Raw genomic sequence first — 16,142 nt, forward strand, 5'->3', positions numbered from 1 at the left:
AAAATATTATTTCGTTTGAATTTTCGATTAATTTATAAAATAAATTAATATTGCTATTATAAAACGATATATCCCAAAAAATATTAATGATGTTTTGTTTAATATTTTTAATAATTTTTTAATACATAGTAAGGAAATTAAAAAAGATATTATAAATCCAATAAAGAATATTGGACAATCTGATATTTTAATATTGTTTATATTTTTCATAAAATCAAAAAAAGATGCGCCCATAATTAATGGTATTGAAATTATAAAAGAAAATTCTATTGCAACCGATCGTTTAATTCCTAATAATATTGCAGTCGCTATAGTGGATCCGGATCTTGAAAAACCAGGATATAAACAAAAAATTTGAAAAAAACCAATCATTGCAGATTGGAACAAACTAATATTGTTGATATTATCAATTTTATATTTTTTTGGTTTAAATATTTCAGATATTAATAAAAAAAAACCACCTAAGATTAACGCATACATAACGTTATGTGCATTAAATAATAGTTTAATTTTTTTATAAAAAATCAATCCAAAAAATATTGTAGGCAAAATAGAAATGAGAATGTGAATATTTTTTGTTTTTTGGTTTTTAACATTTTTATTAAAATTTATTATCTTTAAAATTTTTTTATAAAAAAAACATAATATTGATAATGAAGAACCAAATTCAATGAATATTTCTAATATTTTTATATTATTATTATTGTCTATTTTTAACCAATGAGAAGCTATTATCATATGTCCTGTAGAAGAAATAGGTAGGAATTCTGTTATCCCTTCTATTATTCCCATTATAATAGAAGCGATAACTTGATGTAAATCAAGCATTTTTTTCCGATAAGATTATTTAATTTTAATATTTGATATATTATATTAAAACGGTACTAAATAATAGCACCGTTTTATATTGAAAATCAATTATACAAAGTCATAACAACTGTTTTCCCAGCAATAATCGTTCCGGATGATTTTTTTATTTTTTTAAAATCATCAATATTAGAGATCACAACAGGAGTTAAAATAGATTGCGCTTTTTCTGTGAGAAAATCTAAATCAAATGTAATAATTTCATCTCCTATTTTTACTTTTTGATTGTCCTTCGCTTTTTTTTTAAAACCTTCTCCTTTTAGCTTTACGGTGTCAATTCCAAAATGTACAAATAATTCAACATTATCTTCTGATATAATTGAAAACGCATGCATCGTTTCAAATATTTTTCCAATTTTTCCATTGACTGGCGCAAGAATTTGGTTCCCTGATGGTTTAATCGCTATTCCATCTCCTACGATTTTTTTAGAAAAAACTGGATCTGGTACATCTTCTATATTTATTATATCACCTGACACAGGTGCGATAATTTCTATTTTTTTAGAAAAATTAGTTTTTTTGCTGTTAAAAAAATCAGAAAAGAAACTCATTTTTTTCTCCTAAGTGCTTTTCATGTTATTTTTAGTATATTTTTATATTTTAATGTTTAATAAAGTCTCCTAATAAATTAGTTATTTCTTTTGTAGTAGGTAATTTTAACACCTGTTGAGCTAATTTTTGCGCATCATGAAAAGATGTTTTGCGAATAATTTTTTTAATTTTAGGAATACTGATAGAACTCATGCTAAACTCGTCCAATCCCATGCCTAATAAAAGCACAGTAGCACGTTCATCTCCTGCTAGTTCTCCACACATACCAGTCCATTTTCCGTTTAAATGTGAAATATCAATAACTTGTTTAATTAATTTTAAAACAGATGGATTCATCGGATTATAAAGATGTGAAATTAAGTCGTTTCCTCTATCAACAGCCAAAGTGTATTGTGTTAAATCATTAGTTCCAATACTAAAAAAATCTACTTCTTTTATTAAGTGTTCAGCTATTATAGCTGATGCTGGTGTTTCGATCATGATTCCAATTTTAATATCTTGATCAAATGGTATTTTATTTTTAATTAATGAAATTTGAAGTTGTTTAATTTCTGATTTTAAAAATCTAATTTCTTCTACAGATATTATCATAGGAAATAGAATGTATATTCTACCAAATGCAGAAGCTTTGAGAATAGCATTTAATTGTGTATGTAATATTTCTTTTCGATCTATTGAAATACGTATAGCACGCCATCCAAGAAAAGGATTTTCTTCTTTTGGTAAATTCATGTAGGGGAGATCTTTATCTCCACCAATATCCATTGTTCTAATAATAACAGGTTTATTTTCCATCAATTCAGCAATTTTTTTATATGCTTGAAATTGTTCGTTTTCAGTAGGTAAAGAATTTCTACCCATAAATAAAAATTCAGTTCGATATAAACCAATGCATTCAGCACCATTTTTTTTTGCAGAATTAATATCTTTGAGACTGCCAATATTAGAACCAATTTTAATATTATGTCCATCAATAGTTGTAGCATGTAAACTTTTTAAGTTTATCAATTTATTTTTTTTTAAAATATATTTCTTTTTTATTTCTTTTTTTTCATCAATTAATTGATGAGATGGATTTATAAAAATTTGATTATTAATAGAATCTAAAATAATATAATCATTATTTTTTGCTATTTTTGTAATATTTCCAGCTCCTACGATAGCTGGAATTTCTAATGATCTTGCCATGATTGAGGTGTGAGATGTTTTTCCTCCTAGATCAGTAATAAATCCTAAAATATATTTTAAATTAATTTGAGCGGTTTCAGAAGGAGTCAAGTCTTTTGCAATCAAAATCACTTCACTATTTATATTATTTAAGTCAATAATATTTAGATTGAGTATATTTTTTAATAAACGGCTTCCAATATCTCTTACATCGATTGCTCTATTTTTTAAATATTCATCTTTTAGTTTTTCTAAAGCTCTTGCTTGTCCTTCAATAATTAATTCAGTAGCTGCTGAAGCAGATATATTTTTTTCTTTTATTAAAGCAATTACTTCTTTTTCTAATTCTTCATCTTCAAGAAGCATAATGTGGCCTTCAAAGATACTTTCTTTTTTTTCTCCAAATTTTTCTTTTGTTTTGATTTTTATTTCTGTTAGTTGTTGTATTGATTTTTTCCTACCTTTGAAAAATTTTTCTATTTCTGTTGTAATATTTTCGATGGTAATTATTTTCCGGTTAATAACAATTTCTTCTTCTTTTAGTAAGAGAGCTTTTCCAAAAGCTATACCCGGTGATGCTAAAATGCCTGAAATCATAACATTACCTTTAATAATAAAGTTTATCTATTCAGAGATTGAAATATGACATGTCAGGCGAATATATTTTTTCATAAAATAATTAGAAGTTATTTTTTATAACTTCTAGTGTTTTTTAGAGAAATTTAAAATTAATTTTTTAATAGTTAATCTATTCTAATTCTGTCATTATTATAGACAAATGATCAATTGCTTTTTGTTCATCTTCTCCTTCAGCAGACAGTGTGATCAAACTTCCTTTGATTAAACCTAGTGTTTGAATTTTAAACAAACTTTTTGCATTTACTGATTTACCATTATAAATAATAGAAATATCAGAAATGAATTTTTTTGCTTCTTTTACAAACTGAGCTGCAGGACGAGTATGTAAACCATGCGGAGCAGTTATTTTAACTTGCTTTTGAAACATTGTTTTTCCTTATTTCAAGTTTATTAATGTAAAATTTTATAAATATTGAAAGATTTTTCAGTTTGCTTTTTTAACTATTAAATATCTTTATAAATAAATAAGGCTTTTAGATTTCTTTAAATTGTGGAATTTTTATTTTAATAGTTTTTATAGATTTGAAAATAATTCTGTACTTAAATAACGTTCGCCTGACGAAGGTAAAATAACAACTATTGTCTTATCTAAAAAATTTTTTTGTTTTTGTATTTTTACTGCTGCGTATAATGCAGCGCCAGAAGAAATTCCTGCTAGTATTCCTTCTTTTTTCATTAATTTTTGTGCCATAAGTATTGCTTTTTCACTGGAAACGGTAATGACTTGATCAATTAATGTTAAATCTAGATTTTTAGGAATGAATCCAGCCCCAATTCCTTGAATTTTATGTGGTCCGGGTTTGATTTCTTCTCCTGATAAAAACTGAGTAATTACAGGTGATTCAGAAGGTTCGACGGCTATACTAATTAAATTTTTTTTTCTTTTTGTTTTTTTTATATATTTCGTGATTCCAGTAATTGTTCCTCCTGTTCCTACAGCGGAAATTAATACGTCTAGATTGCCATTAGTATCGTTCCAGATTTCTGGTCCAGTAGTTATTTCATGAATTTCGGGGTTAGCTGGATTTTCAAATTGTTTTAATAAAAAATATTTACCTGGATTACATAATACAATATGATTAGCTTTAGAAATCGCTCCCTTCATACCATATTTTCCATCTGTTAATATCAATTTAGCACCCAGAGCGTTTAGTATTTTTTTCCTTTCAATTGACATTGTATCAGGCATGGTAAGAGTTAATCGATAATTTCTAGAAGCAGCAACGTAAGCCAAGGCTATTCCTGTATTACCACTTGTTGCTTCTATTAATTCTATATTTCTATTTATATTTTTATTTTTTTCTGCACTCCATATCATATTAGCACCAATCCTACATTTAACACTAAAGCTTGGATTTCTAGATTCTATTTTTGCTAAAATATTTCCATTTCCAATTTTTTGTAAACGTACTAAAGGTGTATTACCAATGGTTAAAGAATTATCTTCATGTATTTTAATCATTTTTTTCCTACGTTTAAAAGTTTCTCATGTGTTGCAAAATTTGCATAATGTTTTATTTTTAACAGAATTTTATTCTAATTTTTTAAAATTTTTTTATTATACTTGTTTTAACAAATATTAAAAAATTCTATATTTTATATTATAAATAAAATTATATAATAAAAAATATTTTAAAATACTAATATTATTAATTTATAAAATTTGAGATAATTTTAAATTCATCTGATTAATATAATAATTATATATGCAAAAAATTCATGACATCCAATAAAAATAATATCGAAAAATTACGAAAAAATATTTTAAAATACGCATACTTTTATCATACATTAAATCAATCAATTGTTTCTGATGCAGAATATGATTATTTATTGCATAAATTGTATGATTTAGAATTAAAAAATAAAGAACTTATTACTGCAGATTCACCAACGCAAAAAGTAGGATCGAGTTTGCTAAAGGAATTTAAAAAAATAAAACATTTCTATCCTATGTTGTCATTAGAAAATACTTTTGATATTAATGGATATTTAAATTTTGAAGAAAAAATTAAAAAATCTATTGATTTTAATGCACCAATATCTTTTTGTTGTGAACTTAAATTAGATGGAATAGCGATTAGTATAATTTATGAAAAAGGAGTTTTTATACGAGCAGCAACTCGCGGTGATGGTTTTAATGGAGAGAATGTTACTGCTAATGCTCAAATGATTGAATCAATTCCTTTAAAATTAAAGGGAATCGATATACCTGATAGGTTAGAAGTTCGAGGTGAAGTCTTTATGCTTAAATCAGATTTTATAACATTAAATAAAAAATATAAAAAAAATTACAATAAGTCTTTTTCTAATCCTCGAAATGCCGCAGCGGGTTCATTACGTCATATTGATCCAAACATAACAGCTGAAAGAAAATTAATGTTTTCATGTTACGGATGTCATTTTTTTACGGAAATTAAACAAGAACTAGATACTCATTATAAACGATTAATGAAATGTTTATCTTGGGGTTTGCCTGTTAATAAAGAGATTATAATTTGTTCAAATTATATGGAAGTTTTAGATTTTTATAAAAAATTTGAAATAAAAAAAAATTATCTTAATTTTGGTATAGATGGGATTGTGATTAAAGTAAATTCAATAAAATTTCAAGAAAGATTAGGATATAATAAAAAATCACCAAGATGGGCTATAGCATTTAAATTTTTTTCTGAAGAACGAGTTACATTATTAAATAACGTCAAATTTCAGGTCGGCAGAACAGGTGTAATTACACCTGTAGCTTATTTCGATCCTGTATATATATCTGGTGTTATGATTAGGAAATCTACCTTACACAATAAATATGAAATAGAAAGATTAAATTTACACATCAATGATTCTGTTATAATTTGCCGTTCTGGTGATGTAATACCAAGATTACTGAGTGTGATTAAAAGTGCACGTTCTAAAAATGCAAAAAAAATAATTTTCCCTGAATTTTGTCCAGTATGCCATACAAAATTATTAGAAAATACTGCAGAAAAAATAATTCGTTGTCATGCCGGATTGACATGTGATGCTCAGAAAAAAAAAACATTACATCATTTTTTCTCTAAAAAATCTTTATATGTGATTGGCTTGGGTCCAAAAATTGTTAATGAATTAATAAAAAAAGAACTTGTTAAAAATCCAATAGATTTTTTTTATTTGAAAGATATTGATTTGATGAAATTAAAAAATGTAGGCAATAAAAAAAGTATAAAAATTATTAATTCTATTAATCAATGTAAAAAAACTACTTTCAATTGTTTTATTTATGCCTTGGGTATACCAGGTGTAGGAGAGATTGTTTCTGAAAAAATCGCCAATTACTTTACAAATTTAGATAAATTGATGAATGCGAATATTTCGCAATTAAATTGTATTGATGGAATAGGAAAAGTTATTTCAAATAATATATTTAACTATTTTTCTACGATTTCAAATCGTGATATGGTTAATGAATTAACTACACGAGTAGGAATTTTCTGGAGTGATTTAGATTTATATAAAAAAAATATGAAAAAAAGATATTTTTTAGATAAAAAAGTTGTTTTAACAGGAGTTTTTAAATCTTTTTCAAGAGCAAAGCTAGAAAAAATTTTAAAAAATTTAGGAGCAAATATTTTAAATAATATTTCTAAAAAAACAGATTTCTTAATTTATGGAAAGCATTACGGTTCTAAGTTTTTCAAAGCTAAAGATTTAAAAATTAAAATTATTAATGAAGAAGAGTTAAATAATTTAATTAATATGAAAGATTAATTTATATTTTTTGGGTCGTGCAGGATTTGAACCTGCGACCAATTGATTAAAAGTCAACTGCTCTACCAACTGAGCTAACGACCCCTTAAAAATTTGAAACGATTGTTATTTTGGTGGGTGATGACGGACTTGAACCGCCGACTTCCTCCGTGTAAAGGAGGCGCTCTACCAACTGAGCTAATCACCCTTTTAAAATATATATACATATATTCTAAAGCTAGAAGAAACAGAGTCAATCTTTTTTTGAAAAATAATATTTGTTTGTTGCAAATTTAATCATAATGGTTAAATTATAATCGATATTTTAGAAAATAAGATTAATAATTTTATTATTATAATAATTTTTATATAATTTATGAAATATTTTTTTTGAGGAATATATGAAAGTAAAAACTCGTTTTGCACCTAGTCCTACCGGAAATTTACATATTGGTAGTATTCGTACTGCTCTGTATGCCTGGTTGTTTGCAAGACATCATGATGGGAAGTTTATACTTCGTATAGAAGATACTGATCTTTTACGTTCTGAATCAACTTCCATTGATTCTATTCTAAATGGATTAAAATGGTTGGGATTGAATTGGGATGAAGGTCCTTATTTTCAAAGTCAACGATTAAATCGATATAAAGAAGTGATTGATTTCATGTTAGAAAAAAAACATGCTTATATCTGTGTTTGTTCCTCTGAAGAATTGCAAGCAACACGAATCAAACAAATTAAAAAAGGCTGCAAACCACGTTATCCTGGTACCTGTAGAGAATTGCAAATAAAAAATGTATTTAATAAAAATTATGTAGTGCGTTTTAAAAATCCGCTTATTGGGCAAGTAGTGTTTGAAGATCAAATTAGAGGAAAAATTACTTTTGATAACAAAGAATTAGATGATCTTATTATTCAACGTTCTAATGGAATGCCTACTTATAATTTTTGTGTTGTAATAGATGATTTAGATATGAAAATTACTCATGTTATTCGTGGCGAGGATCATATCAATAATACACCGCGTCAAATTAACATATTTAACTCGTTAGGAGCTAAAATACCTATTTATGCACATTTATCGATGATTTTAGATGAAGAAGGTCATAAAATTTCTAAAAGAAAAAATGCTATCAACATAATTGATTATCATTTAAATGGTTTTTTACCAGAAGCATTATTGAATTATGTAATACGATTAGGTTGGTCAAATGGTGATAAAGAAATATTTAATATGTCAGAAATGAAAGAGTTATTTAATTTGAGATCTATTAGTAAATCTTCTAGTACTATAAATACTAAAAAATTTTTATGGATGAATAAATATTACATTAATAATTTACCATTAAATTATATCTCTAATATTTTTAAAGATTATATTAAAAATCAAAATGTTGATATAAAAAGCGGTCCTAATTTAGAATCTTTAGTTAAACTATTAAGAAGTCGATGCAATACTTTAAAAGAAATGATGGTATCTTGCCGATATTTTTATGAAGATTTTAATTGTGTTGAAAACAAATTAATAGAGAAATATTTTACAAAAAAAAATCTTTCGATTTTAAAAAAATCTTATGAAAAAATAAATAAATTATCTGTTTGGGATGATCACAATATATCTATAATAATTAATGATATAGCATCAGATGCTAAAGTAGAAAAAAAAGAAGTTAATATGGTCCTGCGTATTTCTATAACAGGAAATATGCATTCGCCTAGTATTAATTCTGTCATTCATTTACTAGGTCGAGAAAAAACTTTACTAAGAGTTCAAAAAGTAATTGATTATATTGAAAATTTATGAATAATCATTTTTCATTTAACTTCTTAATAATAGATGTGAAAATTATTTACAAAAATTTGACACATATGATTTTTAGTAAGATCATGTTTAAGTTTTTATAAAAAATTTATTTTTAGAATATTGTATTTAGAAAATAATTTATAAAAAATAAATTGACAGGATTCATGTGTTTTTATATTGTAATATTTTGGGGCTATAGCTCATTTGGCAGAGCACTTGCATGGCATGCAAGATGTAAGCGGTTCGATTCCGCTTAGCTCCATTAAATTGATTATATTTAAATTTATTTTTTAAGATGTACAGAAAAAATTTTATATTTTGAAAATAATTGCGCAACATTTATTAGCACTAAATACTGTGCTAAATTTTTTGATTCAGCACAGTAAATTGTATATTAGATTTGTTGGCTCATTATTTCTTGGTATGCCGATGTAATTTTATTTCTTATCTGGATTGCCATTTGCATAGAAATAGAAGCTTTTTCTAAATTTATCATTACATCGTTTAAAGAGATTCCTGATTGATTTAATATAAATTTTTTCGAATCAATTTTTGCATTATTTTGATTTTTGCTCATTTCTCCTAATGCTATTTTTATACAGTCTATAAACTTGTCACTGTCTGTTTTTGGTTGTGTTCTTGTTTTTATATCTAATAAATTAATTTTTGCAATATTTTGATGATTAATATTATCAATAAACATAATCTTCCTCATTATAATAAATAATTTTTATATTTTTTAAATTTTTAAAATACTATCATATCTTTATAAACATAAAAATACTATTATATAAAAGATAAGTATCTTAATATTTTTTTAATGACAATTATTATATAATTAATAACATTTTAATTAAATCATTTTAATTAAACAATAATTTAATAAGAAATTTTTTATTTCGTACTATTAGTGAGATTTTTACATTATCACTAAATTTATTTAGAACTAATTATTCAGATAGGAAGATTTCATGAATTTCAGTACTATAGAAGATTCAGTTTTAAAAGAGAAAAAAAAATTAAGTAATTTTTTTTCACGCTTTTTAAAAAATTCTCGTGTTTTAATTATTTTATTAACAGCTGCAGTTATTACTGCTGTTTCTGTTTCAATATGGATTAAATCTCCCGAGTATCAAGTTTTATATAATCATTTATCGAACGAAGATGGCGGAGCTATTATTAATGAACTAAATCAAATGAAGATTCCCTATCAATTTACTGATATTTCAGGTCAAATATCAGTTCCGAAAAATAAAATTTATGAAATTCGTTTACATTTAGCAGAAAATAATCTTCCCAGAAGTAGTGGGGGTGTGGGATTTGAATTATTAGATAAAGAAAAATTTGGATTAAGCCAATTTAATGAACAAATAAATTATCAACGTGCTTTAGAAGGTGAACTAGCTAGAACTATACAGCGAATTAATGTTGTAAAAAGTGCTAGAATACATATAGCATTTCCTAAATCATCATTATTTTTGCAGGATAAAATAAAAGCATCAGCTTCTGTGATTTTAGAATTGCAGACAGGACGAATATTAGATAAAGGACAAATCAATGCAATATTACACTTAGTTTCAAGTAGTATATCTAATCTTTCATTAGAAAATATTACTATCGTAGATCAATTTGGAAAATTGTTAAATCAGAATTCTTTAGAATATGACGAAGTTAATGATTTACGTTTTAAATATTCTGAAGATATTGAATCTCGTTATAGAAATAGAATAAAAAATATTTTAGAGCCATTAGTCGGAATAGGCAATGTTTATGCTCAAGTAACTGCGCAGATAGATTTTAACGCACAAGAAAAAACACAGGAAAAATATTCACCGAATACTGATCATAAAAATCAATCAATAAGATCTCATCAAAAAAGCATCTTTGATGAAGTAGAAAAAACAATTAAAAAAGAAGATATAGCGAATTCTTTATCTAAAAACGACATTTATTCCAATAAGAAAAATCAAGATTATGAAGATATAAAAAAATTAAATTCCATGAAAAAAAGTTTAAAAAACGATTCTTTTCCTTTTCATAGTAACATTCATCATGATGATACTATAAATTATGAATTAAATCATAGTGTATTGCACACTAAAATGAATATAGGGGAAGTAAAAAGGTTATCAGCGGCAGTCATTGTTAATTTTACTAAAGATAAAAATGGGAAACTTGTTTCTTTAACTAAGGAAAAAACAAAAAATATTGAAAAATTAATAAAAGAAGCAATAGGATATTCTAGATCTCGAGGAGATAGTATTCATTTAGTTAATGCGTCTTTTGCTAAATACAATCCAAAAATACCAGTACACATAAATAATGTAAATAAATTCCAATTATCAAATTTTTTATTTACTATTACACCATGGTTATTGTCTTCTTTATTTCTTTTTTTATTATTAAAAAAATATTTTTGTCCTGTTTCCAAGAATAATGATTTTGAAAATAAAAAAGTTATTCAAAAAGAGAAAAATATAGAACAAAATAATATTTTAGAAAAAAATATGGCTCAATTAGATGCTAAAAAAAACATGAAACTAGATAAATTAATTCATCAGATTTCTAATATATCTAATCAGAATCCACGTACTATAGCGTTGATTATTCGTCAATGGATGAGTGATAAAATATGATTTTAAATGGTACTGAAAAAAGTGCATTGTTATTAATAGCAATAGGATCTGATCAAGCAGGAGAAATATTAAAACATTTGACTCCTTTTGAAGTGCAAGAACTTATTAATGCCATGGTAAATGTCAAAAAAGTTTCTGATCAGAAGTTAAATGATATTCTTCTAGAATGCTATGATCTTGCGATAAAAAACAATGCTTTTAATTGCAATAATAGTGATAAATATCTTACTAATATGTTAACTAAAGCATTAGGAGAAAAAAAAGGCAACTCTCTTTTACAAGAAGCATTAGAAATTCGTAATGCTAAAATATGCATCAAAGCACTTAATTACATGAAAGCTCAACAGGTAGCGTTTGTATTAGATAACGAACACCCACAAATTGTTACTACGATACTTGTTTATTTAGACAAAAATCAATCAGCTCAAGTTCTTTCATTTCTGAGTGATAAAAAACGAGCTGAAATTATATTAAGAATTATAGATTTTCGTGGTATTGAAGAATCTAATTTAGTAGAATTAAATAGAGTAATTAACAATTTATTAAAAAATAAAAAATTAATCTTATCAGAAAAAGGAGGTATAAAAGCCGCTGTTAAAATTTTGAACTTGATGAAAATAAAACATGAAAAAGAAACGATAAAAAAAATTAGTAAATTTAATAAACAGTTAGCAGATAAAATTGTCGAAGAAATATTTTTATTTGAAAACTTAGTAGATGTAGATGATAAATATATTAAAATTTTAATCGAAAATATAGAACAAGAAAAATTATATATTGCACTTCAAAATACTAATACTTCTATTAGGGACAAGTTTTTTAAAAATATGACGGAGATAGAATCTAATACACTGTCTTTAAACTTGCAGAAAAAATCTTATATTTCTGAGAACTCTATAAAAAACGAACAAAAATTAATTTTAATAATGATTAAGAGTATTATGGAAAATGGAAATATTTCATTAAAAAATTTAAGAGAGTATTATGCCTAATTCGATCTTAGAAAAAAAATGGACGCGATGGTATCCAAAAACAATACGTTTAAAAGATACAAAAAAAAATAAAAAGACTTTATTTTATTCTGATAAATTTCAAAAAGAAGATTTTTTGACAGATCAAAAAAAAGAAAAAAAATATATCAGTAATAAAAAAGAACTTGAAATAGATTTAACAAAAACAAGAGAATATGAGATCGGTTTTCAAAAAGGATTGCTAAAAGGGCAAGAAGACAATCTTGTATTAAAAAATAAACTGAATAGTTTGTTTTTAAATTTCGAAAATTCTTTAGTTGTTTTTGAAAATGAACTATTTTTTCAATTATTAAAAACAATTTTAAAAATTTCATCTTATGTGATTGGTAAAAATATTAAAATTGATGAATCTATTTTAATCGATCGTATAAAAAAAATTATTAAAAAAGACGGAATATTTCTAAAAAAACCACAACTTATAATTCATCCTAAAAATAAAAAATTAATCGAAAGAACATTTAAAGATTTTTTAGATACCTATAAATGGATGTTAGTTTGCGATGATAGTATTGATTTAAATGGTTGTAAAATTAAATCAGAAAATATTCACATAGATGCTACATTAGATGCCAGATGGCAGGAATTATGCCGTCTTATTTATTCAGAGGAATATTAATGAATTTAAGATTTGCTCAATTTTTAAAAAAGTTTTCTTCTTTTGAAAGTAAAATTGAGGGACTGTCTGATATTATTAATTATGGTCATCTTGTTGGTGTTAATGGATCGGTTTTAGAAGTTGTAGGATTAAAATTACCAATTGGTTCAGAATGTTTTATTGAAAGAAAAATAGATGATAAAAATGCAAATATTCATGCTGAAGTCATTGGTTTTTCAGGAGAAAAAACTTTGTTGTTATCTTTTGAAGAAATTCATGGTATTTTTCCTGGTTGTCGTGTTTTTTCAAAATTAGGAACTGATGTAGATTATTGCATTACAAAAAAAATACCATTATGTTTAGAATTATTAGGAAGAGTATTAGATGGTCGTGGCAAACCTTTAGATCAATTGCCCAAGTTTGATCCTAAACATTATACTTCGATAAAAAGTAATAGTATTAATCCATTATATAGAACTCCAATTACTGAAGTATTAGATACTGGAATACGTGCTATTAATGGGTTATTGACTATTGGAAGAGGTCAAAAAATAGGAATTTTTTCTAGTTCTGGTCTTGGTAAAAGCATTTTACTTGGTATGATGGCAAAATATACCAAAGCTGATGTTATTATTATAGCTCTTATCGGAGAGCGAGGTCGAGAAGTAAAATATTTTATAGACAACATATTAGGTATTGAGGGATTATCACGATCAGTAGTTATTGCAGCTCCTGCAGATGCATCTCCTTTATTAAAAATACAAGCAGCATCTTATGCTGCTAATATTGCAGAATATTTTTATAAAAAGAATAAACATGTATTGTTGATTATGGATTCTTTAACTCGTTATGCTATGGCGCAAAGAGAAATTTCATTATCTTTAGGAGAATTGCCTATTTCTAAAGGTTATCCATCTTCTATATTTTCAAAAATTCCTAATTTAGTCGAGCGTACAGGAATAGCTAATAAAACGACAGCTTCAATTACTTCATTTTATACAGTTTTAACCGAGGGTGAGGATGAACTAGATCCAATTTCACATCTTGCTCGTTCTATATTAGATGGACATATTATACTATCTCGTTATTATGCTGATTTAGGTCATTATCCTGCAATTGATATAGAATCTTCTATCAGTCGTGTTATGCCTGATATTATTAATTCTCAACAACAAAATCAAGCTTGTTATTTTAAAAAATTAATTGCTTCTTACCAAAGAAATAGAGATTTAATTAATGTAGGTGCTTATGTGACTGGAACCGATTCAATTTTAGATCATGCTGTTAAAATTTGGCCAAAAATAGAAAAATTTTTACAACAAGATCAATTAGAAAAAAGTGATTATTCTTTTTCTTGTCAAGCACTAAATGAGATATTTCTTTAACTTTTCAAATATAACTGGATATTTTATACTGATGAAATATAAAAAATTTTCATTTGCTTTATTAGAAATAATAGAAAAAAAAAAATAGAAAGAAAAACAATTGATATTAAAAATATTTTTTTAAAAAACAAACAGAATAGTGAACAATTAAAACTGTTAATTAATTATCAACAAGAATATTTAAATAAAATACATAATCAAATGATATTAGGAGTCTCTATACGTCAATGGAAAAACTATAAAAATTTTATTTCAATGTTACAAGTTGTTATTAATGAAAATATGAATATAATTAAAAAAAATCAAAAAATCATTGAAGAAAATTTAAAAATATGGTCTAAAAAAAAAATAAAATTAAAAGTTTGGGAACATTTAAATATGATTAATAAAAAAACAATATCAAAGATAAAAAAAGTACGAGAAGAAGAAATAAATGATAACTATACTCAATTAAAATTTTTAACCAAAGGATAATGATGATAATGTTAGAAATGATTTGCAACATCGTATTGGATAAAAACTTTGTTTCTGATAAAAAAAGTAATTTTTTTGATAAAAATTACAAAACAGATTTTTCAAAATCTTCTTTTCATCATTTAAATCAGTATCTAATTAGAAAAAAAATAGAATTCGACGATTTTTTTATAGAAGAAAAAAAAGATGATAATGATGATAAAAATGTTTTATGTGCTAGTTTTATTAGCAATAATTCATTGAATATTTTAAATCAAAAAAACATAAATTTTAATTCTAAAAAATTTGATAATATTAAAAATAATCAAATACAAAAAAAAAAACTAGATAAAGATCAAAATAATTTATCAGATACTATTCATGACTCAAGAGATTTAAAAAATTTTCAAAAATATAAAATTAAACAAATATTAGAAACATTAAAAATAGGCAAATTATCAAGAAAATTTAAAAAAAATAAGATTCAATTAAGTCAAATGCATCAGTTAAACAATACAAATATAAAAAATAATTTAAATTTTAAAAAAATAAATGATTCTGATGTTAATCAAAATAATAAAAAAATTACAAAATATGAAAAACAAATAATTTTTCCATTAGATTTAAAAAAGAACAAAGATATTTTATTTGTTTCTAGAAAAATAGATAATATTGACAATATAATTAATAGAAAAAGTTTGTTAAGGTTTTTCAATAAACCGGAATATATTAAATCAAATATAAAACCATTGATGTTAAATGATACACAAAATTCTATTGAATGGAAAAAGTTAATTAATCATAAAATACTTTTATCAATTTCTAATAAAAACAATCAAGTAGAAATACATTTAAAACCAGAGCATTTAGGATCTATACATGTTTTAATTAATATGAAAAATAATGCTGCTAAATTGCAGTTTGTATCTAATTGCAATGCTGTCAGAACGTTTCTAGATAAATATATTCCTTTTTTGCGTAGTGCATTAACAAAAAATGGAATTGAACTGGAAGAATTTAATATTTGCAGTTCTTTGCAAAATAAAAAAATTAAACTTTATAAAAATATTTATAATATAAATAATTTTAAAAAAAAATTTAACATTTATGAAAAAAATTTAGATTCAATTCAAAACAAACCAATTGATATATATGTTTGATAAATAATATGCTTGATAAATAATATGTTTGATAAATAATTTAGAATTTTGATTTTAAAAAAAAATATGCTAATCAATATAAAAAATCGAAATTTTCGTCTTGTCTTTTGATAGATTTTACCTATG

At 24.5% G+C, this 16,142-nt stretch carries 14 protein-coding genes and 3 tRNA genes; 9 read left to right on the plus strand and 8 right to left on the minus strand.

The features are described 5' to 3' along the window. Window positions 1–27: 27 nt before the first annotated feature. The 5 genes from ACTP5B_RS00900 to cysK form a co-directional block, all read right to left on the minus strand. A complete protein-coding gene (locus ACTP5B_RS00900) occupies window positions 28–828 on the minus strand; it encodes an undecaprenyl-diphosphate phosphatase (RefSeq protein WP_464829187.1) in 801 nt (266 codons plus the stop codon). Between the two features lie 86 nt (window positions 829–914). After that, window positions 915–1,418 carry a PTS glucose transporter subunit IIA gene (gene crr / locus ACTP5B_RS00905; protein WP_464829189.1) on the minus strand — a complete coding sequence of 168 codons (504 nt, stop codon included), beginning with the start codon at window positions 1,416–1,418 and terminating at the stop codon, window positions 915–917. Between the two features lie 49 nt (window positions 1,419–1,467). After that, entirely contained in the window at window positions 1,468–3,183 is a 1,716-nt protein-coding gene (ptsI, locus tag ACTP5B_RS00910; protein WP_464829190.1) for a phosphoenolpyruvate-protein phosphotransferase PtsI, read from the minus strand. Between the two features lie 151 nt (window positions 3,184–3,334). After that, entirely contained in the window at window positions 3,335–3,592 is a 258-nt protein-coding gene (locus ACTP5B_RS00915; RefSeq protein WP_464829192.1) for an HPr family phosphocarrier protein, read from the minus strand. Window positions 3,593–3,739: 147 nt separating this feature from the next. Then, entirely contained in the window at window positions 3,740–4,687 is a 948-nt protein-coding gene (gene cysK, locus ACTP5B_RS00920) for a cysteine synthase A (protein WP_464829194.1), read from the minus strand. Between the two features lie 257 nt (window positions 4,688–4,944). Here cysK and ligA point away from each other — a divergent pair, with 257 nt between their 5' ends. Then, a complete protein-coding gene (gene ligA / locus ACTP5B_RS00925; RefSeq protein ID WP_464829195.1) occupies window positions 4,945–6,972 on the plus strand; it encodes an NAD-dependent DNA ligase LigA in 2,028 nt (675 codons plus the stop codon). A gap of 11 nt (window positions 6,973–6,983) precedes the next feature. Here the strand turns inward: ligA and ACTP5B_RS00930 are convergent. Both ACTP5B_RS00930 and ACTP5B_RS00935 read right to left on the minus strand, forming a co-directional pair. After that, window positions 6,984–7,056, minus strand: a tRNA-Lys gene (locus tag ACTP5B_RS00930). Between the two features lie 27 nt (window positions 7,057–7,083). Continuing rightward, window positions 7,084–7,159 (minus strand) — tRNA-Val (locus ACTP5B_RS00935). A gap of 193 nt (window positions 7,160–7,352) precedes the next feature. Between ACTP5B_RS00935 and gltX the strand changes: the two genes are divergently transcribed. Together gltX and ACTP5B_RS00945 are read left to right on the plus strand one after the other, a co-directional pair. After that, window positions 7,353–8,756 carry a glutamate--tRNA ligase gene (gene gltX, locus ACTP5B_RS00940; protein WP_464829196.1) on the plus strand — a complete coding sequence of 468 codons (1,404 nt, stop codon included), beginning with the start codon at window positions 7,353–7,355 and terminating at the stop codon, window positions 8,754–8,756. Between the two features lie 189 nt (window positions 8,757–8,945). Next, window positions 8,946–9,018: transfer RNA gene (locus ACTP5B_RS00945), tRNA-Ala, on the plus strand. Window positions 9,019–9,150: 132 nt separating this feature from the next. Here ACTP5B_RS00945 and fliE read toward each other — a convergent pair. Continuing rightward, window positions 9,151–9,459 carry a flagellar hook-basal body complex protein FliE gene (gene fliE, locus ACTP5B_RS00950; RefSeq protein ID WP_464829198.1) on the minus strand — a complete coding sequence of 103 codons (309 nt, stop codon included), beginning with the start codon at window positions 9,457–9,459 and terminating at the stop codon, window positions 9,151–9,153. 268 nt (window positions 9,460–9,727) lie between these two features. Here fliE and fliF point away from each other — a divergent pair, with 268 nt between their 5' ends. From fliF to ACTP5B_RS00980, 6 genes are all read left to right on the plus strand, one after another. Beyond that, window positions 9,728–11,392 carry a flagellar basal-body MS-ring/collar protein FliF gene (gene fliF, locus ACTP5B_RS00955; RefSeq protein ID WP_464829199.1) on the plus strand — a complete coding sequence of 555 codons (1,665 nt, stop codon included), beginning with the start codon at window positions 9,728–9,730 and terminating at the stop codon, window positions 11,390–11,392. After that, window positions 11,389–12,384, plus strand: coding sequence for a flagellar motor switch protein FliG (gene fliG, locus ACTP5B_RS00960; protein ID WP_464829200.1), 996 nt, complete (start codon window positions 11,389–11,391; stop codon window positions 12,382–12,384). The genes fliF and fliG overlap by 4 nt, the downstream gene beginning before the upstream one ends. After that, on the plus strand, window positions 12,377–13,039 hold the full coding sequence (locus tag ACTP5B_RS00965) for a flagellar assembly protein FliH (RefSeq protein WP_464829202.1): 663 nt from the start codon (window positions 12,377–12,379) through the stop codon (window positions 13,037–13,039). The genes fliG and ACTP5B_RS00965 overlap by 8 nt, the downstream gene beginning before the upstream one ends. Beyond that, window positions 12,997–14,403 carry a FliI/YscN family ATPase gene (locus ACTP5B_RS00970; protein ID WP_464829203.1) on the plus strand — a complete coding sequence of 469 codons (1,407 nt, stop codon included), beginning with the start codon at window positions 12,997–12,999 and terminating at the stop codon, window positions 14,401–14,403. The genes ACTP5B_RS00965 and ACTP5B_RS00970 overlap by 43 nt, the downstream gene beginning before the upstream one ends. 114 nt (window positions 14,404–14,517) lie before the next feature. Beyond that, window positions 14,518–14,877 carry a flagellar export protein FliJ gene (locus ACTP5B_RS00975; protein WP_464829409.1) on the plus strand — a complete coding sequence of 120 codons (360 nt, stop codon included), beginning with the start codon at window positions 14,518–14,520 and terminating at the stop codon, window positions 14,875–14,877. A gap of 2 nt (window positions 14,878–14,879) precedes the next feature. Then, window positions 14,880–16,016 (plus strand): flagellar hook-length control protein FliK, encoded by a 1,137-nt coding sequence (locus ACTP5B_RS00980; protein WP_464829204.1) that lies wholly within the window; start codon window positions 14,880–14,882, stop codon window positions 16,014–16,016. Window positions 16,017–16,142 lie beyond the last annotated feature (126 nt).

The organism is Buchnera sp. (in: enterobacteria) (assembly GCF_056343165.1).

What these genes read in the sequence shown, in the direction of transcription:
- ACTP5B_RS00900 (WP_464829187.1), bottom strand. Translation starts at nt 828, where the DNA reads ATGCTTGATTTACATCAAGTTATCGCTTCTATTATAATGGGAATAATA.
- crr (WP_464829189.1), bottom strand. Translation starts at nt 1,418, where the DNA reads ATGAGTTTCTTTTCTGATTTTTTTAACAGCAAAAAAACTAATTTTTCT.
- ptsI (WP_464829190.1), bottom strand. Translation starts at nt 3,183, where the DNA reads ATGATTTCAGGCATTTTAGCATCACCGGGTATAGCTTTTGGAAAAGCT.
- ACTP5B_RS00915 (WP_464829192.1), bottom strand. Translation starts at nt 3,592, where the DNA reads ATGTTTCAAAAGCAAGTTAAAATAACTGCTCCGCATGGTTTACATACT.
- cysK (WP_464829194.1), bottom strand. Translation starts at nt 4,687, where the DNA reads ATGATTAAAATACATGAAGATAATTCTTTAACCATTGGTAATACACCT.
- ligA (WP_464829195.1), top strand. Translation starts at nt 4,945, where the DNA reads ATGACATCCAATAAAAATAATATCGAAAAATTACGAAAAAATATTTTA.
- gltX (WP_464829196.1), top strand. Translation starts at nt 7,353, where the DNA reads ATGAAAGTAAAAACTCGTTTTGCACCTAGTCCTACCGGAAATTTACAT.
- fliE (WP_464829198.1), bottom strand. Translation starts at nt 9,459, where the DNA reads ATGTTTATTGATAATATTAATCATCAAAATATTGCAAAAATTAATTTA.
- fliF (WP_464829199.1), top strand. Translation starts at nt 9,728, where the DNA reads ATGAATTTCAGTACTATAGAAGATTCAGTTTTAAAAGAGAAAAAAAAA.
- fliG (WP_464829200.1), top strand. Translation starts at nt 11,389, where the DNA reads ATGATTTTAAATGGTACTGAAAAAAGTGCATTGTTATTAATAGCAATA.
- ACTP5B_RS00965 (WP_464829202.1), top strand. Translation starts at nt 12,377, where the DNA reads ATGCCTAATTCGATCTTAGAAAAAAAATGGACGCGATGGTATCCAAAA.
- ACTP5B_RS00970 (WP_464829203.1), top strand. Translation starts at nt 12,997, where the DNA reads ATGGCAGGAATTATGCCGTCTTATTTATTCAGAGGAATATTAATGAAT.
- ACTP5B_RS00980 (WP_464829204.1), top strand. Translation starts at nt 14,880, where the DNA reads ATGATAATGTTAGAAATGATTTGCAACATCGTATTGGATAAAAACTTT.